Source organism: Janthinobacterium sp. 344 (assembly GCF_900112025.1).
Classification (GTDB): domain Bacteria; phylum Pseudomonadota; class Gammaproteobacteria; order Burkholderiales; family Burkholderiaceae_D; genus Janthinobacterium.
This window is the reverse complement of sequence record NZ_FOKL01000002.1, coordinates 77856-99716: the sequence shown is the minus strand read 5'-3', so window position 1 is coordinate 99716 and position 21861 is coordinate 77856. Positions and strand designations below refer to the sequence as shown.

Annotated in this window: 22 protein-coding genes; 16 read left to right on the top strand and 6 right to left on the bottom strand. The window is 63.7% G+C overall.

Annotation, left to right across the window (positions count from 1 at the left end; all coding sequences use genetic code 11):
- Window positions 1–3 precede the first annotated feature (3 nt).
- From BM193_RS06665 to BM193_RS06655, 3 genes are read left to right on the top strand one after another with little or no spacing between them, the layout of a single operon-like run.
- On the top strand, window positions 4–3705 hold the full coding sequence (locus tag BM193_RS06665) for a tubulin-like doman-containing protein (protein ID WP_092803242.1): 3702 nt from the start codon (window positions 4–6) through the stop codon (window positions 3703–3705).
- A 17-nt stretch (window positions 3706–3722) separates the two neighbouring features.
- Window positions 3723–4982 carry a hypothetical protein gene (locus BM193_RS28710; RefSeq protein WP_175533182.1) on the top strand — a complete coding sequence of 420 codons (1260 nt, stop codon included), beginning with the start codon at window positions 3723–3725 and terminating at the stop codon, window positions 4980–4982.
- Window positions 4983–4997: 15 nt separating this feature from the next.
- On the top strand, window positions 4998–5750 hold the full coding sequence (locus BM193_RS06655; RefSeq protein ID WP_092803245.1) for a hypothetical protein: 753 nt from the start codon (window positions 4998–5000) through the stop codon (window positions 5748–5750).
- A gap of 138 nt (window positions 5751–5888) precedes the next feature.
- Here the strand turns inward: BM193_RS06655 and trmL are convergent, their stop codons facing one another.
- Together trmL and BM193_RS06645 are read right to left on the bottom strand one after the other, a co-directional pair.
- A complete protein-coding gene (gene trmL / locus BM193_RS06650; protein ID WP_092803248.1) occupies window positions 5889–6359 on the bottom strand; it encodes a tRNA (uridine(34)/cytosine(34)/5-carboxymethylaminomethyluridine(34)-2'-O)-methyltransferase TrmL in 471 nt (156 codons plus the stop codon).
- A gap of 34 nt (window positions 6360–6393) precedes the next feature.
- On the bottom strand, window positions 6394–7176 hold the full coding sequence (locus BM193_RS06645) for a ComF family protein (protein ID WP_092803251.1): 783 nt from the start codon (window positions 7174–7176) through the stop codon (window positions 6394–6396).
- 84 nt (window positions 7177–7260) lie between these two features.
- On the opposite strand from BM193_RS06645, the gene BM193_RS06640 reads away from it, so the two are divergent.
- Complete coding sequence (locus tag BM193_RS06640) at window positions 7261–8157, top strand: methyltransferase domain-containing protein (RefSeq protein ID WP_092803255.1); 897 nt, start codon at window positions 7261–7263, stop codon at window positions 8155–8157.
- Between the two features lie 159 nt (window positions 8158–8316).
- On the opposite strand, the gene BM193_RS28205 is transcribed toward BM193_RS06640, so the two are convergent.
- Window positions 8317–8544, bottom strand: a complete 228-nt coding sequence (locus BM193_RS28205) for a hypothetical protein (protein ID WP_139176352.1) — start codon at window positions 8542–8544, stop codon at window positions 8317–8319.
- A gap of 78 nt (window positions 8545–8622) precedes the next feature.
- Here BM193_RS28205 and coxB point away from each other — a divergent pair, with 78 nt between their 5' ends.
- The 6 genes from coxB (at window position 8623) to BM193_RS06615 (ending at window position 13311) form a co-directional block, all read left to right on the top strand.
- Window positions 8623–9831 (top strand): cytochrome c oxidase subunit II, encoded by a 1209-nt coding sequence (coxB, locus tag BM193_RS06635; protein WP_092832256.1) that lies wholly within the window; start codon window positions 8623–8625, stop codon window positions 9829–9831.
- A gap of 13 nt (window positions 9832–9844) precedes the next feature.
- Window positions 9845–11443 (top strand): cytochrome c oxidase subunit I, encoded by a 1599-nt coding sequence (gene ctaD, locus BM193_RS06630; RefSeq protein ID WP_092803261.1) that lies wholly within the window; start codon window positions 9845–9847, stop codon window positions 11441–11443.
- 50 nt (window positions 11444–11493) lie between these two features.
- Window positions 11494–11601: a cytochrome oxidase small assembly protein gene (locus tag BM193_RS28965; RefSeq protein WP_216354567.1), complete on the top strand. Its 108-nt coding sequence runs from the start codon at window positions 11494–11496 to the stop codon at window positions 11599–11601.
- A gap of 8 nt (window positions 11602–11609) precedes the next feature.
- Window positions 11610–12170 (top strand): cytochrome c oxidase assembly protein, encoded by a 561-nt coding sequence (locus BM193_RS06625; protein WP_302847689.1) that lies wholly within the window; start codon window positions 11610–11612, stop codon window positions 12168–12170.
- A gap of 9 nt (window positions 12171–12179) precedes the next feature.
- Window positions 12180–12386, top strand: a complete 207-nt coding sequence (locus BM193_RS06620; protein WP_092803267.1) for a DUF2970 domain-containing protein — start codon at window positions 12180–12182, stop codon at window positions 12384–12386.
- A gap of 64 nt (window positions 12387–12450) precedes the next feature.
- Window positions 12451–13311, top strand: coding sequence for a cytochrome c oxidase subunit 3 (locus BM193_RS06615; RefSeq protein ID WP_092803561.1), 861 nt, complete (start codon window positions 12451–12453; stop codon window positions 13309–13311).
- A gap of 161 nt (window positions 13312–13472) precedes the next feature.
- Here BM193_RS06615 and BM193_RS06610 read toward each other — a convergent pair whose 3' ends face one another.
- Window positions 13473–13673 carry a twin transmembrane helix small protein gene (locus BM193_RS06610; protein ID WP_046683386.1) on the bottom strand — a complete coding sequence of 67 codons (201 nt, stop codon included), beginning with the start codon at window positions 13671–13673 and terminating at the stop codon, window positions 13473–13475.
- Between the two features lie 36 nt (window positions 13674–13709).
- On the opposite strand from BM193_RS06610, the gene BM193_RS06605 reads away from it, so the two are divergent.
- From BM193_RS06605 to BM193_RS06580, 6 genes are read left to right on the top strand one after another with little or no spacing between them, the layout of a single operon-like run.
- Complete coding sequence (locus BM193_RS06605; RefSeq protein WP_092803270.1) at window positions 13710–14468, top strand: SURF1 family protein; 759 nt, start codon at window positions 13710–13712, stop codon at window positions 14466–14468.
- Entirely contained in the window at window positions 14449–15078 is a 630-nt protein-coding gene (locus BM193_RS06600) for an SCO family protein (protein ID WP_092803273.1), read from the top strand. Before BM193_RS06605 ends, BM193_RS06600 begins: the two co-directional genes overlap by 20 nt.
- Window positions 15079–15096: 18 nt before the next feature.
- Complete coding sequence (locus tag BM193_RS06595; protein ID WP_092803564.1) at window positions 15097–16272, top strand: COX15/CtaA family protein; 1176 nt, start codon at window positions 15097–15099, stop codon at window positions 16270–16272.
- Complete coding sequence (gene cyoE / locus BM193_RS06590; protein ID WP_092803275.1) at window positions 16273–17172, top strand: heme o synthase; 900 nt, start codon at window positions 16273–16275, stop codon at window positions 17170–17172. It begins immediately after the preceding gene.
- Entirely contained in the window at window positions 17169–17762 is a 594-nt protein-coding gene (locus BM193_RS06585; RefSeq protein WP_092803278.1) for an SCO family protein, read from the top strand. The genes cyoE and BM193_RS06585 overlap by 4 nt, the downstream gene beginning before the upstream one ends.
- Before the next feature lie 43 nt (window positions 17763–17805).
- Window positions 17806–18882 (top strand): AI-2E family transporter, encoded by a 1077-nt coding sequence (locus BM193_RS06580; RefSeq protein WP_092803281.1) that lies wholly within the window; start codon window positions 17806–17808, stop codon window positions 18880–18882.
- 102 nt (window positions 18883–18984) lie between these two features.
- Here BM193_RS06580 and BM193_RS06575 read toward each other — a convergent pair whose 3' ends face one another.
- Together BM193_RS06575 and BM193_RS06570 are read right to left on the bottom strand one after the other, a co-directional pair.
- The gene (locus BM193_RS06575) at window positions 18985–20325 is read right to left on the bottom strand and encodes a hemolysin family protein (RefSeq protein ID WP_092803284.1); all 1341 of its coding nucleotides are present in this window, start codon (window positions 20323–20325) and stop codon (window positions 18985–18987) included.
- Between the two features lie 118 nt (window positions 20326–20443).
- Window positions 20444–21778: an MFS transporter gene (locus BM193_RS06570; RefSeq protein ID WP_092803287.1), complete on the bottom strand. Its 1335-nt coding sequence runs from the start codon at window positions 21776–21778 to the stop codon at window positions 20444–20446.
- Between the last annotated feature and the right edge of the window lie 83 nt (window positions 21779–21861).

Sequence of the window (21861 nt, the reverse complement as noted above, 5' to 3'; positions counted from 1 at the left end):
ATCATGGCAGAGAACCTGAACCAAACCATCACCGGCGGCGCCAGCGAGCGCAAGCAGGACAAGATCATCGAACTGCGCCCGACCCTGTTCATCGGCATCGGCGGCACGGGCATGCAGGTGCTGATGCGCGTGCGCCGGCGCATCCTCAACACCTTGTGGGGCGGCGCGGGCAACCGCACGCGCATCGAGGGGCTGGCCGACTTTCCCATCGCGCAATTCATCCATTTCGACCTGGACAATGGCGCCGTGATCGAAAGCGGCGAGTCGCAGGCGAAGGACTTGCAGTTCGACCAGGTGAAGTTCACGGATGACGACAAGGTGGTCGAATCGTTCGACATGGACAAGTACAGCCGTGATGAAGATTCTCTGGAAAAATATCCGCACATCAAGGAATGGCTGCCGCTGACGCCGCAGCGCATCCGCGAACTGCGTTTCGACATGAGCAGCGGCGCGGGCCAGATCCGCGCCGTCTCGCGCCTGTATTTCTTCGACAAATACGCGAAGATCCGCGACAAGATCCGCTTGAAGCTGAAGGCGCTGAAGGCGGGCCTGTCGCACGAGCGCCAGCTGGCCGAACTGGGCTTGCGCACGGAAACGAACCGTTTCCGCATCGTCATCGTCGGTTCCGTGGCGGGCGGCACGGGGTCCGGTTCCTTCCTCGACATGGGCTTGCTGGCGCGCTGGCTGGCGCGCAGCGAAGTGGGCGCGGCAGACGTGGAGCTGATGCTGTTCCTGCCCACCGGCTACACCAAGGCCAACAAGGACCGGGTCGAGGCCAACGGCTACGCGGCGCTGATGGAACTGGAATCGGCCATGATGGGCAACAAGGGCTACGTGGGCCGCTGGGATGCCTACGACCGGCCGGAACTGACGCGCGAGCCGTACAGCGAGGTCTACCTCATCGATTCGGGTAATCTTGCCCAGCAGCACACCAAGGATGTCAGCGACGTCTACCACATGGTGGCCGACTCGCTGTTCGAGGATTTCGCCTCGGCCGACTTCGCCCGCGCCAAGCGCTCGATCGCCGTCAACCAGGCGCAGCACAAGAATTCGCTGTACAACGCGCCCGTGCCGCAAGACCGCTTCGGCGACATGCGTTTGTATTTCTCGAAGCGCTTTTCCTCGTTCGGCATGGCCGTGCTCGATACGCGCCAGGAAGCGTCGCGCGACGAGCGGGCCCACCGCTGGGCCGGCGCCATGCTGCAAGCGTTCTTCGGCGTGGGCGGCACGGATGCGGGCGCCAACCGCGCCACGGATGCGCAGCGCGACAATTTCCTCGCCGCCAATATGTTCCTGAAGGGCACGCCGTTCAGCGACTTCCCCGAGTTTTCCGACAAGAGCATCGAGCTGAAGCGCTCCAGCGGCGACTTCATCGACTTCCGCGTCGTCGATGAATTGCTGGAAGACCGCCACGGCCACTTGCTGGCCGGCGTGGAAAACCGGGTCAACACGCGCATCAACGATATCCGCACGGGCTTTGACCGCAGCGAATGGCCGGCGCAGGTGCGCGATGCCATGAAGCACCTGGAACGCGACGCCGTGCGCGACCAGGATTCCACGGCCGACACGACGGAAGACCGCATCAGCAAGCGCCGCCGCGAAGTGCTCGAGGACGTCAAGAAAGTCGTGCGCGACCAATTGTATGGCTATCTTGATAACAAGGAATTCGGCGGCCTGGAATACGTGCTGTCGCTGGTGGAACAGATCAAGGACCGCATCGAGGCGCCGGGCAGCGGCTTGACGGCGCAGATCGGCAACAATGCCGAGCGCTACCGTGAGATCAAGGAAGCCGTGCGCTCGCGCGAATACGAGCGCCTGCTGAACAACCTGGAGCAGACGCGCAGCACCTTCGGCTTCCTCAGCAATGGCGAAAAGCAGGCGGGCGTGGTGATGGACCACCTGCGCACGGAAATGGCGAATGCGCTGAAATTCCACCTGCGCGCCAAGGCGGCGGACGAGTCCGTCATCCTGCTGGGCGAACTGTCGCGCTGGCTGGGTAACCGGGTCGGCGTCGATGCGCAGGGCCGCGCCCAGTGGAACGGCCTGGTGGGCGAACTGCAGGCGGGCCGCGAAGGCGTGCTGGCCATGCTGGCGGAACTCAAAACGGCCAATACCATCCTGCAAAAGGACCTGGACAAGGAACACGCGACCCTGATCGTCATCCCCGTCACGGAAAAAGACATCGCGCTGCCGTCGGCGGCCACCCTGCGCCAGTGGGCCGATGACGCCTTCAAGGACATGGGCGGCTCGAAAGCCCTGTTCCCCATGCTGGGCGAACCGGCGCAACGCGCCTTGATCCTGGCCAAGGTCACGCGCATGGCGGAAAACATGATCGCCAGCACAGGCTTGGCGGAAGGCGCCACCAGCGTGCCCGACCCGCTGTTCGAGGCGCTGGAACAGATGGATGTGTCCGAACGCCTGGACCGCTTCCGCAAGCTGCTGGCGTGCTCGATGCCGTGGATCGACGCCAACATGGCGGGCGACTTCACGGTGGTGTCGGACCAGTTCAAGTGCGTGATCGGCGTGGCCAACGCGGCCGGCTTCAAGGCGAAGTTCGGCGCCGAGCTCGAATCGTGCGTGCCGACCCAGGTGGGCATCACGGTGAGCCAGCTGGAAATCGTCGAAACGGGCACGCGTGGCCGCGCCGTCTGTTATTGCGAGCTGGCCGGCGTGCCGATGACCGTGCTGCGGGGCCTGGAAGGCTGGCGCACCAGTTACCGCAAGGAAGGCGACAACGACAAGGCACCGACCCACACGCATATCGACCCGACGCAATTCACGCATCCGATCGCGCCCAACACGGACGAGATGAAGCGCCTGGCCGAGGATTTCGGCGAATTCCTGCAAGCCATCATGCTGGGCGTGCTGACGCGCCACACGGGCAGAGTCGTGCCGCCGGGGCAGTACCAGTTCGCCGTCGAACCGGGCGACTTGCGCCGCATCGGCAATGAACGGGCCATCCGCCAGAACGGCATGCCCGCCTCGTACGAGAAAAATATCGCCCTGCGCATCGAGGAAAAATTGACGGCGCTTGACGCCGTGCAGACGGCGGCCATGGCGGCGCTGGCAAAATACTACGAACGCGGCGTGTATGCGCCCAAGCTGGTGGCGCAGGCCGATGGCTCGCAGCTGCCGTATGTCGGTTTTGGCAGCGCCATTTCCGCCGAGCTGGGCGCACGCCTGCGCGAGTCGGCGCGCCGCAAGGGCATGGCCAGCGACGAACTCGAGCGCACGGTGCAAGCCTTGCTGGGGCGCCTGAAGGAGTGGGCGAACGTGATCGGCGACTCCGACAGCGATGCGTATGACTGGGAAGTGCGCGAACCGGAGGCGGACGGCCAGCCGCGCCTGAAGTACGCGATCAAGCCGGAAATGCTGGAAGCGGGACGGCTGGAACAGTTGCTGCGCCCGGCCACGGCCGCGCCGGCAACCTTGGCACCCGCCTTCGGCATGGCACCGCCACCACTGGGCGGCATGCCGCCCCCTCTGGTCGAACACCAGTATTTCCTGGGCATTAACGGCCAGCAGCAAGGGCCATTCACGGCACAGCAGATCGTGCAATACGTGCAGGCAGGGCAGGTGGCGCCGGCCACCGCCAAGGTCTGGCGCGCCGGCTTGCCGGCCTGGGTCGACCTGGCCCAGTTCGCCGAACTGGCGCCGCTGTTCCACAGTGCGCCGCCACCGCTGATGCCGCCGCCGCTGGGTTGAATGAGGAAAGATTAGTTTTGGAAAATTGCATCACATGTAAGTCCGTCCTGCTCACCGCTGTGCGCCATTGCCCGTACTGCGGGCAGGCGCAGGCGGCCGGCGTGCCGCCGTTCGTGCGGCCAGCCGCGCCGCCGGCAGCTGCCGTGCCGCCGCCATTGCCGCCGGTCGTGCCGGAGATCAAGCCGCCGCCGACGCCGGTGGCGCCGCCTGCGGCACCGAAGCCGCCGCCTGCGGCACCGAAGCCGCCGCCCGTACCCGTGCCGACGCCGGAGCGGCCGAAGCAGCCCGCGCCGGCGGCGCCGAAACCGGTGCCGCCGCCCAAGCCGGCACCGCAGGCGGCGCCACCTGCTGCCGCACCCGCGCCGTCGCGCCCGTGGCTGAAGTGGGTGGCGGGCATCGGCGTGCTGGCCGTGGCCATCGTCTACATGAACGGCAAGCCGGGCGGCAAGGGCGAGTCGGCGTGCAATGACGCCATCGACAGCGGCCTGAAGCTGGTGGCGAATGGCAGCCTGGATGGCGCGCGGCAAAAGCTGGCAACGGCGAAAAACGTGTGTACGGGCAAGTCCAGCGCCAAGGTGGACGATTTGCAGGCGGCGATCGGCAAGGCCGGCGCCGCGTCGAGCGGCTGCCAGCGCAGCGTGCGCGGCATCGAACGCGACATCGATGGGCACCGCCTGCAAAGCGCGGCCAAGGCTATTGCCGCGCTCGACACCGATTGCGCGGGCGCTTCGACAGTCGATTCCTTGCGCAAGCAGCTGGCGCGCCAGCAGGCGGCCGCCGCGTCCGTCCAGGTGGGCGTGCGCCAGGCGCTCGACGGCAAGGATGCGACGGCGGCGCAAAATGGCATCGCCAGGCTGGAAGCGATCGACCGCGAAGCTCTGGCGTTGCCGCAGCTGAAGGCCGAAGTCCAGGCCTTGACGGCCCCGGTCCCGGCTCCCGCACCGCTCGCCGCGCCGGCCCCGCTGGACACGGCGCCGGCCCGGGGCGTGCCGACGGAGGCTGCGCCCGCGCGCGTGGCCGAGCGGCCAGCCGTGGTGGAGCGCCGTCCGGTGGAGACGGCGCCCGTGGACAATGGCGCGGCCATGCGCAACGAGATGGCGCAATCGTTCCTGCGCGATGCGGAGCGTTCCTTGAACGAAGGCAAGTTCGATGCGGCCAAGACCTATCTGGACAGTGCGCGCCGCGCCGATCCCGGCAATGCGCGCATCGAAAGCCTGGCGCGCCGCATCCGCGAGCGCGAACGCCAGGTGCTGCAGACGGAAACGACGATTAAATAGAACATTGGAGCTACCATGCTGAATCAAACCACCCTGCGCGCGGCTGCCGCGCTGACCCTCGCGGCCATGCTGGCCGGCTGCGCCACGGCGCCGATGAACCCGAACGGCGTGCGCCAGGATTACCCGCAAGGCGGGCAGAATCCGCAAGCGAACGCGACGGACGACGATCCCTGCAGCGTGGGCACGACGGCGGCGGCCGGCGCGGCCGTGGGCGCCTTGCTGGGCGCCCTGGTCAGCGGCAAGAATGGCGCATTGAAAGGCGCGGCCATCGGCGGCGGCCTGGCGGCGGCCGGCTGCCTGGCCATCAATGTCAATTCACGCCAGACCAAGACGGCGGCGCAGGCGGACCGCGACTACATCCGCGCGCGCGGCGCGCTGCCGCGCGAACCGCAAGTGGTGTCGTACACGCCCCAGCTGAGCGCTGCCACCGTCAAGCGTGGCCAGCCGTTCAAGGTCAACTCCGTCGTGGAGCTGGTCAATGGCAGCGCGCAAACCGTCAACGACGTGCGCGAGGAGCTGGTGGTGCTCGATCCGCAGGGCCAGCCGTTCAAGTCCGGTTCGAAAACCCTGGCCAGCAACAATAAGTCGGGCGGGCGTTTTGAAAATTCGTTCGAGCTGACCTTGCCGGCCGGCGTGTCGCAGGGCGTGTACGGCGTCAAGACGAATTTATATGTCAACGGCAAGCTGGCCGCCACGCGCGACTTGCGCACGCAGCTGGTGATGCTGGACGACACCAGCGGCGCGGCGCGGCAATTGGCGCAGCGGTAAAGGGAGATTGCAGGAGTATCAACATCTCATCCAGTCGTAGCGAGCGGCGATGATTTGTGGCCGAGCAGCGCAGCGCCACAGTAGCGTGAGCATCGCCGGCCGCAAGCGCGCCGCGCAGTAGACTGGGTGAGGCGTCAGCTACGCGCCGCCGGCGTACCCATGCTGGCGCCAAGCCTCGTAGACGACGACGGCCACCGTATTCGACAGGTTCAAGCTGCGGTTGTCCGGGCGCATCGGCAGGCGGATGCGTTGTTCTGCGGGAAAACCGTCGCGCAGGGCGGGATCGAGGCCTTTTGTTTCCGAACCGAATACGAATACGTCGCCGGGTAAAAAGGCGACATCGCCGAACGGACGCGAGCCGCGCGTGGTCATGGCGAACATGCGCGCCGGGTCGGGCTGCGTGTCGGCCAGGAACGCCGCCCAATTCTTGTGCACCTTCATCGTGGCGTAGTCGTGGTAATCGAGGCCGGCGCGCTTCATCTTCGCATCGTCGAGCGGAAAGCCCAGCGGTTCGACCAGGTGCAGCTGCGCGCCCGTGTTGGCGCACAGGCGGATGACGTTGCCCGTGTTGGGCGGGATTTCAGGTTCTACCAAAACGACGTGAAACAAATTGCTCTCCTCATATATATGTCAGTAATGCATGTCAGTAATGCATGTCAGTAATCCAGCGTGGCGGCGTGCGCGCCACCACGAATATGCTCACCCTGGCCGCGCCCGCGCTCTTGCAGGCGGCCGCCAGCGCATTGACGGTGTGCCCGCTGCTCATCACGTCGTCGACGATGCCCACATGGCAAGCGTGCAGCAGTGCCCCATGTTCGGGGGCGATGGCAAACGCGTGCGCCAGGTTGGCTTGCCGTTCCTGCGGCGCCACGCCGCTTTGCGCCCGGGTGTCGCGCACCCGCTGCGCCAGGCGCGGCTGTAACGGCAGTTGCAGCAGGCGCGCCAGCGGGCGGGCGATTTCCAGCGCCTGGTTGAAGCCCCGCTCAGCCAGGCGTGCCGGCCCCAGCGGCACGGGGCACAGCAGCTGCGGCCGCTGCCAGCCCGGCTGCCGCTGCACGGCGTCGTATAGCAGTTGCGCAAACAAGGGCGCCAGCGCCAGGCGCGCGCCGAATTTCAGCTGCAGCAGCAACTGGTCGACGGGCGCCGCATAGTCAAACGCCGTGATCGTGGCGTCATAGGCGGGACGCTGGCGCAAACAGCGCCCGCACAGCGTTGCCACGTCAGCGAGCGGATTGGCGCACTGGCGGCAGCGGGACCGTGCTTGTTCCCATCCTTGCCCAAGATACTGGACGCGGCAGGGCGAGCACAGCACTTCCGGGCAGCCGATGCCGCACAGCGCGCACTGCGCGGGCAGCACGCTGGCGCCCAGCCACAGCCTGAGCGCCCGCCAGGCGGCCTCAAGGCGGGGCGTGGCGGGGTGGCGCATCGCGATGGCGTCGTTCCATGTACACTGCCGACATTATCTCACCTCACCCGATTCAACATGCCAGTTCCCACCACTCCGCCCAAAATGAGCGCGCCCATCGATGCGGTGCAAGTACGCGATTTCTTTTCCCGCCCGGCGCGCATCGCGCCGTCGGACTTCCTGCGCCGGGAAGTGTCGGCACGCATGCACGAGCGCCTGGAGCTGGTGAAAATCACGCCGCGCCGGGTGCTCGACGCGGGCTGCGGCCCCGGCGCCGACCTGGCGCAGTTGCACAAGGATTATCCCGCCGCGCAGATCATCGGCCTCGATGCAGCGCAAGCGATGATGCAGGCGGCGCGCGCGCCCGCGTCGAAACTGGCCGGCCTGAACCAGTTCCTCAGTAAATTGTTGCCAGCCAAGGCGGGCGTGGACTTGTTGTGCGGCGACCTGGGCGACCTGCCGCTGGCGCCCAGCAGCATCGACCTCGTCTGGTCGAACCTGGCGCTGCACTGGCATGCCCAGCCCGACCGCGTGTTTGCCGAATGGCGCCGCGCGCTGCGCCTCGATGGCTTGCTGATGTTTTCGTGTTTCGGCCCCGACACCTTCCGCGAAGTGCGCGACGCCTTTGCCGAGGCCGATTTATATCCGCATGCCTTGCCCTTTGTCGACATGCACGACTTTGGCGACATGCTGGTCGAGACGGGCTTTTCCACGCCCGTGCTGGACATGGAGATCATCACCGTCACCTACGACACGCCGCAAAAACTGCTGGCGGACGTGCGTGCCTTCGGCGGCAACCCGTTGAGCACGCGCCGGCGCGGCCTGATGGGCAAGGCGGCCTGGCAGCGCATGCTGGCCGCCCTGGAAAAGATGCGCCGTCCCGATGGCAAGCTGGGCCTGAGTTTCGAGATTATCTACGGCCACGCCTTCCGTCCGGCGCCGCGCGTGACGCGCGATGGCGAGGCCATCATCCGTTTCGACCTGCCGAGAAAACCCCGATAAAACCCTAAAGAAACCGATACTTGGTCGCCATCCGCATGGCGCTGTTGCAGCAAGCGTTGCAAAGCGGACGGCGGCCAGGAGATGGGCGCGCACAATGCCGATTATTGCTTGATGGATTCAAGTTTACTTGATTATAATCGTTGATTGTTTGTCAGCTTGCTAATTGAAAAAAACAAGGGCTGCATACAAAATAAAAAAAACAAAGCAAGACTTATTGGAAGTTACTGCATTAGTATAGTAACCATCTTCCACACAGGACCGTTTCAGCGTGGGGAAGAAAAACAGGGTTCCAGCATGGTGGTCGGCCAGCGTTTCTGGCACGGCAGCCAGCATGGAATTCGCTGGTGCTTGACGCCCGTGGCCGTGTTTTGGCCGTGGTGCTTTCATGGAGGAGCGGCAGCGGTCCAGTACGGAGAAATCCGCAGCCGTTTAAAATATCATTATTTTTGGGTGGTTGGGGAAAACATGAAACATGCAAAGCGACTTCAATCGTTGCTGCTCGGGCTGTCTTTGACAGCGTTTGGCATCGGGCGATGGGCCACGGCGGCACCCGCTGCCAGCACCTATCCCGGCACCGGCGGTCCCGTGCCGTTCGAAATGAATCTGCAACCGCCGGCGACACAGATCGCCCATGAAATCTACGATTTGCACACCTGGATGATGATCATCTGCCTGGTGATCTTCGTGGCCGTCTTCGGCGTCATGTTTTATTCCATCTTCAAGCACCGCAAGTCCCTGGGCCACAAACCGGCCACTTTCCACGAAAGCACCACCGTCGAGATCGCCTGGACCGTCGTGCCTTTCCTGATCGTCATCGGCATGGCCCTGCCTGCCACGCGCACCGTGGTCGGCATGAAAGACACCTCGAACGCCGACATCACCATCAAGGCCACCGGCATGCAGTGGAAATGGGGCTATGACTACCTGAAAGGCGAGGGCGAAGGCATTTCCTTCCTGTCCAACCTGGCCACGCCGCGCTCGCAAGTGGGCGCGCCCGGCGCGCCGCCGACAGAAAAACGCGGCGAAAACTACCTGATCGAAGTCGACAACGAAGTCGTGGTGCCGGTCAACAAGAAGATCCGCATGGTGCTGACGGCCAACGACGTCATCCACGCCTGGTCCGTGCCCGCCTTTGGCGTGAAGCAGGATGCCATCCCCGGCTTCGTGCGCGACACCTGGTTCAAGGCCGACCATATCGGCACCTTCCGCGGCAATTGCGCCGAGCTGTGCGGCAAGGAGCATGCCTTCATGCCCATCGTCGTCAAGGTCGTCTCAGCCGATGATTACAAGGCCTGGGTTGATGTAAAACAAAAGGAAATGGCCGCACTGGCTGATGATCCAAGCAAGGTGTGGACCATCGACGAGTTGAAGGTCAAGGGCGAGAAAGTGTATGCGGCCAACTGCGTGGTCTGCCACCAGGCGACGGGCAAGGGAGTGCCGGGCGCGTTTGCCGCGCTCGATGGCTCTGCCGTGGTGAACGGTCCGAAAGCGGAACAGATCCATGTCTTGCTGAACGGGCAAAAGAGCGGCAAGTTCCCGGCCGAAATGCCTGCCTGGAAACAGCTGTCCGACACGGAAATTGCCGCAGTGATCACTTACACGCGCAATTCCTGGTCGAACAAGGCCGAAGAGAACATCGTTCAACCAGCCGAAATCGTGGCTGCACGCAAGTAATTAGGAGCCGCATATGAGTACGAGCACGAGCACCTTGGACCACGCCGGTCACGATCACGACCACGCCCACGACCACCCGACAGGCCTGCGCCGCTGGCTGTTTGCCACCAACCACAAGGATATCGGTACCTTGTACCTGTGGTTTTCGTTCATCATGCTGCTGTCCGGCGGCGTGCTGGCCCTGATGATACGCACGGAACTGTTTCATCCAGGCCTGCAATTCTTTCACCCGGAATTCTTCAACCAGCTGACCACCATGCACGGCCTGGTGATGGTGTTCGGCGCCATCATGCCGGCCTTCGTCGGCTACGCCAACTGGATGATCCCGCTGCAAGTGGGCGCGTCCGACATGGCGTTTGCGCGCATGAACAACTTCTCGTTCTGGCTGCTGCCGCCGGCCGCCATCCTGCTGGCCACGTCCTTCCTCGTGCCCGGCGGCGCCACGGCCGCCGGCTGGACCCTGTACGCGCCGCTGTCGACGCAGATGGGCCCCGGCATGGACATGGCCATTTTCGCCATGCACTTGATGGGCGCCTCGTCCATCATGGGGTCGATCAACATCATCGTCACCATCCTGAACATGCGCGCACCGGGCATGACCCTGATGAAAATGCCGATGTTCTGCTGGACCTGGCTGATCACGGCCTACCTGCTGATCGCCGTCATGCCCGTGCTGGCCGGCGCCATCACCATGACCCTGACGGACCGCCATTTCGGCACCTCCTTCTTTAACGCGGCAGGCGGCGGCGACCCCGTCATGTACCAGCACATCTTCTGGTTCTTCGGCCACCCCGAGGTCTACATCATGATTCTGCCGGCCTTCGGCATCGTCTCGCAGATCCTGCCGGCCTTTGCCCGCAAGCCGCTGTTCGGCTACGCCTCGATGGTGTATGCCACGGCCTCGATCGCGATCTTGTCCTTCATCGTCTGGGCGCACCACATGTTTACCACCGGCATGCCGGTGACGAGCCAGCTGTTCTTCATGTACGCGACCATGCTGATCGCCGTGCCGACGGGCGTGAAAGTGTTCAACTGGATCGCCACCATGTGGAAGGGTTCCATGACGTTCGAGACGCCGATGCTGTTCTCGGTGGGCTTCATCTTCGTCTTCACCATGGGTGGTTTTACCGGCCTGATCCTGGCCGTCACGCCGATCGACATCCAGCTGCAGGATACCTATTACGTGGTGGCGCATTTCCACTACGTGCTGGTGGCCGGTTCGCTGTTCGCCCTGTTCGCCGGTTTCTACTACTGGTCGCCGAAATGGACGGGCCACATGTACAACGAGACGCGCGGCAAGATCCACTTCTGGCTGTCCCTGATCACCTTCAACGTGACCTTCTTCCCGATGCACTTCCTGGGCCTGGCCGGCATGCCGCGCCGCTACGCCGACTATCCGGCGCAGTTCACGGATTTCAATATGATCGCCTCGATCGGTGCCTTCGGTTTCGGCCTGATGCAAGTCTACTTCCTGCTGTTCGTGGTCTTGCCGACCATTCGCGGCGGCAAGGCTGCCCCGGCGAAACCATGGGAAGGCGCGGAAGGCCTGGAATGGACCGTGCCAAGCCCGGCCCCGTTCCACACGTTTGAAACGCCGCCGACCGTGAAATGAGGTAGCCCGGGCCGCGTGTCGCGCGGCCCGTCTTGAATAGAGTGCCTGTCATGACCGAACGTAAGAAACCGAACAATCTGCGCACCGGGCTGATACTGGCCGCCCTGGCGGCCTTCTTCTTCCTGTCCGTGTTCGCCAAGCGGCTGTGGCTGACGTGACGACGCCCGTGCAACAGGAAACACGCGGCCTGAACCGCAAGATGCTGGGCAAGCTGCTCGTCATTGCCGTCCTGATGTTCGGCTTTGGCTATGCCCTGATTCCCGTCTACAAGCAGATTTGCGAAGTGATGGGCATCAACGTGCTGACGCAAAAAGACGGCACCGTGGCCTACGACAACAATACCCAGGTCGACACGACGCGCAGCATCACCGTCGAGTTCGACGGCAATGCGCAGGGACCGTGGCGCTTCCGCCCGACCGTGTCGAGCATGCAAGTGCATCCGGGCGAGCTGGTCACAGTCATGTATGAAGTGGTCAACACGCAAAACCGCGTGGTGAACGCGCAAGCCATTCCCAGCTACGCACCGCAGAGTGCGACGCCGCACTTCAAGAAGGTCGAGTGTTTCTGCTTCAAGCAGCAGACCTTGAAGGCGCACGAAGCGCGGCAGATGCCGGTGGTGTTCTTCCTCGATCCGGCCCTGCCGAAAGAGGTGAAAACCATCACCCTGTCGTACACGTTTTTCGAGATTGCCGGTCTGAGCCAGGCTCAGACGCCGGCCGTCCAATAGGAGAGCGCCATGGGCCAAGCCAAGCCACCCGAGAAAGCGTCGTTCCTGTATTCGCTGCGCGCCGTCGTGTGGTCGTTCACGGGGCTGCGCCGCAAGAGCGATTTCGATACGGATTCAGCCAAGCTCAATCCCGTGCACATCGTTATCGCCGGTTTCCTGGTGGTGGCGTGCCTGATTGGCGTGCTCATTACCGTCGTGAAATTCGCTGTCTCATGATTTTTTGCTGCATCGATATCTATAACATATAAAAACCACCCTACAAGTTTTTGAGGAGATGATGATGAGTTCCAACCACGCCGCCGCACCTTATTATTTCGTGCCGGGGCCGTCGCGCTGGCCGATGCTGGGCGGCGCCAGCCTGCTGCTGACCATGATCGGCGCCTCGGCCTGGGTCAATGATGTGTCCTGGGGCCCCTACGTCAATTACCTGGGCATCGCCGGCATCCTGCTGGTGCTGTATTTCTGGTTCGGCGACGCCATCAGCGAGTCGGAGCAGGGCCTGTACAGCGAGCGCATCGACCATTCCTTCCGCTGGAGCATGAGCTGGTTCATCTTTTCGGAAGTCATGTTCTTCGCCGCCTTCTTCGGCGCCCTGTTCTATGCGCGCAGCATTTCCATGCCATGGCTGGCCGACCTGGACCACAAGGTCATCTGGCCCGATTTCGCCGCCCACTGGGGCAACACGGGGCCGGCCGGCACGGTGCAGGAATTCACCACCATGACGCCGTTCTGGATCCCGACCATCAACACGGCCCTGCTGCTGCTGTCGGGCGTGACGCTGACCATCTCGCACCACGCGCTGCGCGCCGGCCACCGCAGCATGACGGCGCTGTTCCTGTTCGCCACGATCTTGCTGGGCGCCATCTTCATGGGCTTCCAGGTGTATGAATATGTGCATGCCTACAGCGAGCTGAACCTGAAATTGACGTCGGGCATCTATGGCGCCACCTTCTTCATGCTGACGGGTTTCCACGGCTTCCACGTGACCCTGGGCGCCATCATGCTGTCCGTCATCCTGTACCGCGTGCTGAAAGGCCACTTCACGCCCGAGCACCACTTCGGCTTCGAAGGCGCCGCCTGGTACTGGCACTTTGTCGACGTCGTCTGGCTGGGCCTGTACGTGGTCGTGTATTGGTTATAATGGCGGGGCAGGGCGCGCGCCGTTGACGCTTGCGCCTGCACCATAAAAAAAAGCCGTACCGGGACATCCTGGGTACGGCTTTTTTCTTAGTGTGAAGAATTTTGCTAAGCAAGCAACGTCGTTGGCAACGGGGTCAGACCCGTCGGGTCTGACCCCAGCCGTTAATGTATGCCCGTCGGCTGGATGTAACCCAGATGATGCGCCAGCAGGATCAGCAAAAACAGGGTGATCGACAAGCCCACGCGCAGGGCCAGCGCCTGCACGGTGCGGTTGCTCTTGCCCTTGTCGCGCATCAGGAAGAACAGGGCCGAGCCCAGGCTGCCCAGGATCAGGATAAAGGCGATGGCAACGAGGATTTTCATGGATGATAGCGCCAGGCTTGAGGAGGTTTCATTGTAATGCGTATCCGCTTCCATTTTAGATGGATTCCATTTGTTGTAATGCTGCTACTGGTGGCGTTGGGGATTTCTTTGGCGCAATGGCAGCAGCGCCGTGGCGATGACAAGCTGGCGCGCGCCGCCCGGCTGGCAGCGGGCAACCAGGCCGCGCCCCTGGCCTTGACCGCCGCGCCCTTGACGCTGGCCGACGCGCAGGCGATCGAATATCGCCGCGTCACCGTCACGGGCCATTTCGTGCCTGCCTGGACGGTGTACCTGGACAACCGCCCCTACCAGGGCCAGGCGGGCTTTCACGTGCTCACGCCATTCCAGATCGACGGTTCCGCCATGCACGTGCTGGTGGCGCAGGGCTGGTTGCCGCGCAACAATGCCGAGCGCACGCGCATCCCCGACTACGCCACGCCGGCCGGCACCGTCACCATTCACGGCATCGCGCGCCTGAACGCGGGCCATGTGATGGAACTGGGCGCGGCGCCGCCGCTGGCGCCACACGCCATCGTGCAAAATGCCGATGTCGGCCAGCTGGCCCAGGCCAGCGGTCTGGCCTTGCAGCCCCTCATTCTCGAACAAACAGTTGATCCAGTTGATCCTTCAGCAGCGGCGCCAGCCTCCGGCCAGCTTCCCGTGCGCGACTGGCCGGCACCCGACCTGGGCGCCGACAAGCACCGCGGCTATGCATTCCAGTGGTACGCACTGGCACTGATGGCTTTTTTATTTTTTGTCTTTACAGGATTTCGACGTGCAAACAAACAACCCTGAAGCAACGCAAGACAGCAGCAATAAACAGGCGCAGAACACGGGCCGCTGGAAACTGCTGGCCGTCGTGGCCGTGTGCGCGTTTCCCATCATCGCCTCGTATTTCACGTATTACATCATCAAGCCCACGGGCCGCAACAATTACGGCGCCCTCATCGACCCGCGTTTGCACCCGATTCCGGAAGCACAATTGCACGTGACGCAACTGGACGGCGAGGCGGCGCCGCTGGCGCAATTCAAGGGCAAGTGGGTGATGCTGCAAACGGGACCGTCCGATTGCCAGGCGGCGTGCAAGAAACTGCTGTTTGAAATGCAGCAATTGCGTTTGATGCAGGGCAAGGAGCGCGAACGCATCGAACGGGTCTGGCTGGTGACGGATGCGCAGCCGCTCGACACCCTGGTGATGCGTGAATTCGACGGCACCAGCATGCTGCGCGTGAATGGCGACGCCCTGAAGGCGTGGCTGCCCGTGGAGCCGGGCGGCCAGGCGGCCGATCACCTGTATCTGATCGATCCACTGGGCAACCTGATGATGCGCTTCCCGAAAGACGCGGACCCCAGCAAGGTCAAGAAAGACATCGCCAAGCTGCTCAAAGCTTCGGCGATCGGTTGAGGAGACCGCATGCCGACGATGCATCTTTCCGCGCTGGCCCAGCTGGGCTTGACAGGTCTGCTGGTGGCGCTGCTGCCTTTGACCATGGTATGGGTGTCCGCGGACGCCAATAAATACCGCAAGCTCGTGTGGATCGCCGTCTTCCTGACGGTCGACCTGATCATGTTCGGCGGCTTTACGCGCTTGTCCGATTCCGGCCTCGGTTGCCCGGACTGGCCCGGCTGCTATGGCTCGGCCAATCCTTTCCTCGCGCACGAGCACATCGTCGCGGCGGAAACCCTGATGCCGACGGGGCCCGTCACGGTGGTCAAGGCGTGGATCGAAATGACGCACCGCTACCTGGCCATGGCCATCGGCGTGCTGATCGTGGCGATGATGGTGCAGGCGTGGCGCCAGTGGAAGAAAAGCCGCCGGCAGGAATTCGCGCCCGCGCTGCCGACGGCGCTGTTTCTGTTCGTCTGCCTGCAGGGCGCGTTCGGCGCCTGGACAGTCACCCTGAAACTGCAGCCCGTGATCGTCACCATTCACTTGCTGCTGGGCATGGGGCTGCTGGCCATGCTGACGTGGCTGGGCGGGCGCCAGGACAATGCCGTATCGCCCCTGCAACGGGCCGATGCGGACGCGACCGTGCTGCGCCCCGTGCGCGCGCTGGCCATCTTCTCGCTGGTGCTGCTGACCGTGCAGATCGCGCTGGGCGGCTGGGTGAGCACCAACTACGCCACCTTGGCCTGCACGGATTTCCCCCTGTGCGGCGGCAAAGTCATACCGGACATGGATTTCGAGCACGGTTTTCATCTGTGGCGCGAGCTGGGCAAGACGGCCGCCGGCCATTACCTGCCGTTTTCCGCGCTGACGGCCATTCACTGGGTGCACCGCAATTTCGCCTTCATCGTGCTGGCCGGCATCGGCTACACGGTGTGGCGCGCGTGGAAACTGCCATCCTTGCGCGGCACGGCGCGGTGGATTGCCGTGGTCCTGGCCCTGCAGGCGGCCACGGGCCTGGCGACGATCTACCTGAGCTGGCCATTGTCGATCGCCGTCCTGCATAACGGCGGGGCGGCGCTGCTCGTGTTGTTGCTGACCATGTTAAACTACAAGGCTAAATTCCAGCTCGATGTTGCGCGCAATGTTCCGCGCGCTTGCGCCTCCGCGCCAGTGCCCCCGGCACCAGCCAGCTCTTCCCGTACCGCATAAATGACTACTCAGACCATCAGCCGTAAACCCTCCCCCCGCATCGCCCAGTACTGGGCGCTGACCAAGCCGCGCGTGACGCAACTGGCCGTATTTTGCGCCGTCATCGGCATGTTCCTGGCCAGCGAGGAGTTGCCGGACTGGCATGCGGTGGTGTTTGGCACCATCGGCATCTGGCTGCTGGCCGGCGCCGCGTTCGCCGTCAACTGCCTGGCCGAGCGCGAAATCGATGCGCGCATGGCCCGCACGGCGCGCCGCCCGATGGCCATGGGCGACATCACGGTGAAACAGACGGTGGTGTTCGCGCTGGTGATCGGCGGCCTGGGCATGGCGATCTTGTACCACCTCGTCAATCCGCTGACCATGTGGCTGACCTTTGTCACCTTTGTCGGCTATGCGCTGATCTACACCATGGTGCTGAAACCGGCCACGCCGCAAAACATCGTCATCGGCGGCTTGTCCGGCGCCATGCCGCCCGCCTTGGGCTGGGCCGCCGTCGCCAACGACGTGCCGATGCAGGCGTGGTTGCTGGTGCTGATCATTTTCGTCTGGACGCCGCCGCACTTCTGGGCGCTGGCCATGTACCGCCGCGACGATTACGCGCGCTCGGGCCTGCCCATGCTGCCCGTCACGCACGGCATGCAATTCACGCAATTCCATGTGTGGCTATATTCGATCGCGCTGGCCGCCACCACCTTGCTGCCGTACGCCGTGCGCATGAGCGGCCTGATCTACCTGGTTTCGGCCGTGGTGCTGAACGCCGGTTTCCTGTATTACGCGTGGAAGATGTACCGCCACTACACGGACTTGATCGCGCGCAAGGCGTTTACTTTTTCCATCATCTACCTGGCACTGCTGTTCGCGGCCTTGCTGGTGGACCACTATATTCCCCTCGGCTCATGAAAAAAACCCTGACTCTGTTGTTGGCGGCCGCGCTGGTCGCCGTCCTGGCCGGCTGCGGCAAGCCCGCGGCGCCCAAGCTGGCATTCAAGAACACGGACGTGACGGGCCTGGGCTATGCGCGCGAGTTCGCCCTGACGGACCATACGGGCCATCCGCGCACCCTGGCCGACTACAAGGGCAAGCTGGTGCTGATGTTCTTCGGCTACACGCAATGCCCGGACGTCTGCCCCACCACCATGGCCGACATGGCCCAGGTGATGCAGGAAATGGGCCCGCAGGCGGACCAGGTGCAAGTGCTGTTCGTCACCGTCGACCCCGAGCGCGACACGCAGCAGTTGCTGGCGCAATATGTGCCGGCCTTCGACAAGCGTTTCGTGGGCCTGTATGGCGACGCGGCCGCGACGGCCAAGGTGGCCAAGGAATTCAAGGTGTATTACGCCAAGGTCGAGGGCGAGACGGACAGCAGCTACACGGTGGACCACACGGCCGGCACCTATGTGTTCGACCGCGACGGCAAGATCCGCCTGTTCGTGCGCCATGGCGAAAAGCCGGCCGCCATCGCGCACGATCTTAAACTTCTGCTATCCTGAGCCGGTCGCGCCCCCGGGGCGCCATCTTCAGGATACGCAGTACATGGATAAACGTTTCGAGCCTTACGCCCGCCTGGCAGCCATCATCTTCCTGTTGATCGGCTGCTTTTTCGTCTTGCGGCCCTTCCTCGCCGCCATGCTGTTTGCCGCCTGCGTGGGCATTTCCAGCTGGCCCCTGTACATCCTCCTGCTCGACCGCCTGAAAGGCCGCCGCAACTGGGCCGCCGCCATCATGACCCTGTCGCTGGTGCTGGTCATCGTGCTGCCGCTGGCCCTCGTCACCTACAACCTGGCCGACAATGTCTCGCGCATCTATGAACAGCTGCGCGCCGCGCTGGAAGCGGGCGGCATCCAGCCTCCCGCCTGGCTGGCCAGCATCCCCCTGGTCGGGGAAACCATCGACGGCTATGTGCGCCGCCTGCTGGACGACCGCGAGGAACTGTTGAATCTGGGTAAAACCCTGCTGGAACCGGCGCGCCATTTCCTTGCCTCGGGCGGCATCCTGCTGGGCACGGGACTGGCGCAGACCAGCCTGGCCGTGTTCGTCAGCTTCTTTCTTTACCGCGACGGCCAGCAACTGAGCCGGGTGCTGATGACGGGCGCTGGCCGCATCATCGGCGACAGCGCGCCGGGCGTGGCGCTGACCATCAGCCGCACCGTGCGCGGCGTCATGTACGGCTTGCTGGGCACGGCACTGGCGCAGGCCCTGGTGGCGGTGATCGGCTTTCTGATCGCCGGCGTGCCCGCCGTCGCGCTCTTGGGCGTGGCCACCTTCATCTTTTCGCTGATTCCCGTCGGGCCGCCCCTGATCTGGGGCGGTGCCGCCATCTGGCTGTTTTCGGACGGCCAGACGGGCTGGGGCATCTTCATGCTGGTGTGGGGCGCGCTGCTGATCAGCGGCGTGGATAACGTCGTGAAACCCATGTTGATCAGCCGCGGCAGCAGCCTGCCGTTCTTGCTGGTGCTGCTGGGCGTGCTGGGCGGCGTGCTGGCCTTCGGCTTCGTCGGCATCTTTATCGGCCCGACCCTGCTGGCTGTGCTGTACAGCCTGCTGCAAACGTGGACGGTGGGCGAAACCACCGTGCCGCAGGGCAAAGATACGATTACGTTGAAGAAGTAATCCGCCGCGCAAGTCTGCGCGCCGTGTATAACCCAACGGCAAGGACCGGGGTCGGACCCTCAGGGTCCGACCCGGGCCTTTCGCTTCGGGTCATGTCCTTGCTCAATCCCTCAAGTCCGCGTCCAGGTCGCGTTCCTGCTTCGGGATCACCTTGATGAGCACGATGCGGGGCCCGTTCATCTTCTTGACGACGATGTCGAAGTCGACAAAGGTGATGCGCTGACCCTGTTTCGGGATGTCGCCGAGCTTGACCATGATCAAGCCGCCCACCGATTCCACGTCGTCCAGGCCCAGTTCCTCGTTTTCGATATCGATGCCGAGGATGCGTTCGAGCGAGAAGATGGGCAGGCTGGCCTTGCCGATCAGGGTGCCGTCGCTCTGCTTGAGCCAGTCGTTTTCATTGCGGCGGAATTCATCGCGGATTTCACCGACCATGGCGCCGAGCAAGTTATCGAGGGTAATGAAACCCAGCGGGCGCTTGCCCTTTTCGCCGATCAGGGCGAAGTGCGGCGCGCCGTCGCGGAAGCGGCGGAACAGTTCCAGCGCCGGCGTGCGCGCGGAAATGATGTCCACGGGACGCAGAAACGGCGTGAGCGAGGTGATCGGCTTGCCCGCCTGCTGGGCGAAGAACAGGTCTTTCAGGTGCACCACGCCCAGCACGTCGTCTCCGTTGGTATCGAAATACGGATAGCGGCTGAAACGGTTGCGCAACACCGTGTCGAGGTTTTCTTCCAGCGTGTTCGACGCGTGCAGGGCGATCACTTCATTGATCGGGCGCATCAGGTCGGACACCGTCATCTGCTCGAAATCGAGCGACTGCGCCAGGATGTTGCGCTCGTCGCGCGTAAATTTCTCGCCCGGCTGGCTGGTGCGCAGGATCAGTTTCAGCTCTTCCGACGAGTAGTGGGCATCGTGGCCGCCCTTGCCGGACAGGCCCGCCATGCGCAGCACCCAGTTGGCGCTGGCGTTGAGCAGGTAGATGGCCGGGTACATGGTCCAGTAGAAACCGTACAGGGGGATCGCGCTCCACAGGCCGACGGCTTCCGGGTTGCGGATGGCCATCGATTTGGGCGCCAGTTCGCCCACGACGATGTGCAGGAAGGAAATGACGCTGAAGGCGACGACGAACGACACGCCGTGGATCAGTTCTTGCGAGGTGACGCCGACGACGCCGAACAGCGGCTCCAGCAGGCCGGCGAACGCCGGTTCGCCGACCCAGCCCAGGCCCAGCGACGCCAGGGTGATGCCCAGCTGGCAGGCGGACAGGTAGGCATCCAGCTGGCCATGCACCTTGGCCAGGATGCGGCCCCGCAGTCCCTGTGTCTTGGCGATGGCGCGGATGCGCGTGCGCCGCAAGGTGACGATGCCAAACTCGGCGGCAACAAAAAAACCGTTCAGCGCGACCAGGAAGAGGGCGAGCAGGACTAGCAAGACATTGTGCATGGGGGCGCAAACAGATGGGCTGATAAAACGTCATCTTAAACGACGAAGGGCGCCATAGCCTAATTTTGCCGCGCGCGCGCTGGAAAGACGGGCGCGCGCGGCGGTTTTTCTGCCTGAATCAGCCTTGGGCGGCCGTCTGCGGCCCGCCGCGCATGGCCAACACCATGACGGCCGAGACGATGGCGGGGATGGCGACGACGAGGAAAATCGTGCTGTTGGGCCAGTTCAGGCGGATCAGTTCGCCGCCGAGCACGGGGCCGATGATGGAGCCGATGCGGCCCACGCCCAGGCTCCAGCCGATGCCTGTCGAGCGCAGGGTGGTCGGGTAGTAGCTGGCCGCCAGGGCATTGACGGCAGGCTGGCCGCCCACCACGCAGAAACCGGCGATGAAGATGGTGATGAACAAAAAGGCCAGCGACACGTCGGGACGGCCGATCAGGGCGATCGCCACGGCCGCCACCAGGAAGCACGGCAGCAGGATGCGGCGGAAGCTGGAGCGGTCGATCAGCTGGCCCATGACCAGGGTGCCGATGGTGCCGCCCACTTGCAGGGCCGTGCCCGCCAGCACGGCGTTGGCCGTCGACAGGCCCGCTTCCTTGGCGATGGTCGGCAGCCAGTTGGACAGGAAATACAAGTTGAGCAAGTTCATGAAGTTGATGACCCACAACAAAATCGTCATCTTGGCGCGGCCGCCCGTAAACAATTGCAGCACGGGCGCGCCCTTGTGTGCCTTTTCATGCACCACGTATTGCGTCTCGGCCGTGATGGTGACGGTGGGGTCGATGCGCTTGAGCCACTTGGCGACCTTATCCAACTGGCGTTTCTTCAGGACCAGGAATTGCATCGATTCCGGCAGCAGGAAGAACATCAGCACGCCGATCACCAAGGGCACCACGCCGCCCACGTAAAACACGGATTGCCAGCCGAACGCGGGAATCAGCGCGGCGGACAATAATCCGCCCAGCACGGCGCCCAGCGTAAAACCGCAGGAGACCAGCATCATCAGGGTGACTTTCTTGCGCAGCGGGCTGTATTCGCCCGCCAGCGCCATGGCGTTCGGCATCACGGCGCCCAGGCCCAGCCCGGTAATAAAACGGATCAGCTGCAATTGCTCGATGGTCGTCGCCAGGGGCGTGACCAGCATGCACAGCGCAAAGAAGATGGTCGAGCCGATCAGCACGGGGCGGCGGCCGAATTTGTCGGCCGTGATGCTGAAGACGAGCGAACCGACCAGCATGCCCAGGAGTCCCGCGCCAAACACGGGGCCCAGGTTGGCCTTGCTGACGTGCCAGTCGGCAATGATGGCGGGCGCCACGTAGCCCATGGCCTGCACGTCGAAGCCATCCATGATGACGCACAGCCCGCACAGGATCAGCATGCCGATCTGGAAGGAGCCGATCCGGTTGTTATTGATGAGATCGGGAATATCGATCGTCTTGCCTGCCGTGGACATGGTGCCGCTCCTGTAGATACCTGTTTTTATGGTGATCGCGCCTTGCCGTGGGGCGGCAGGCGCGTGTTTGTCTCAGGCTTGAT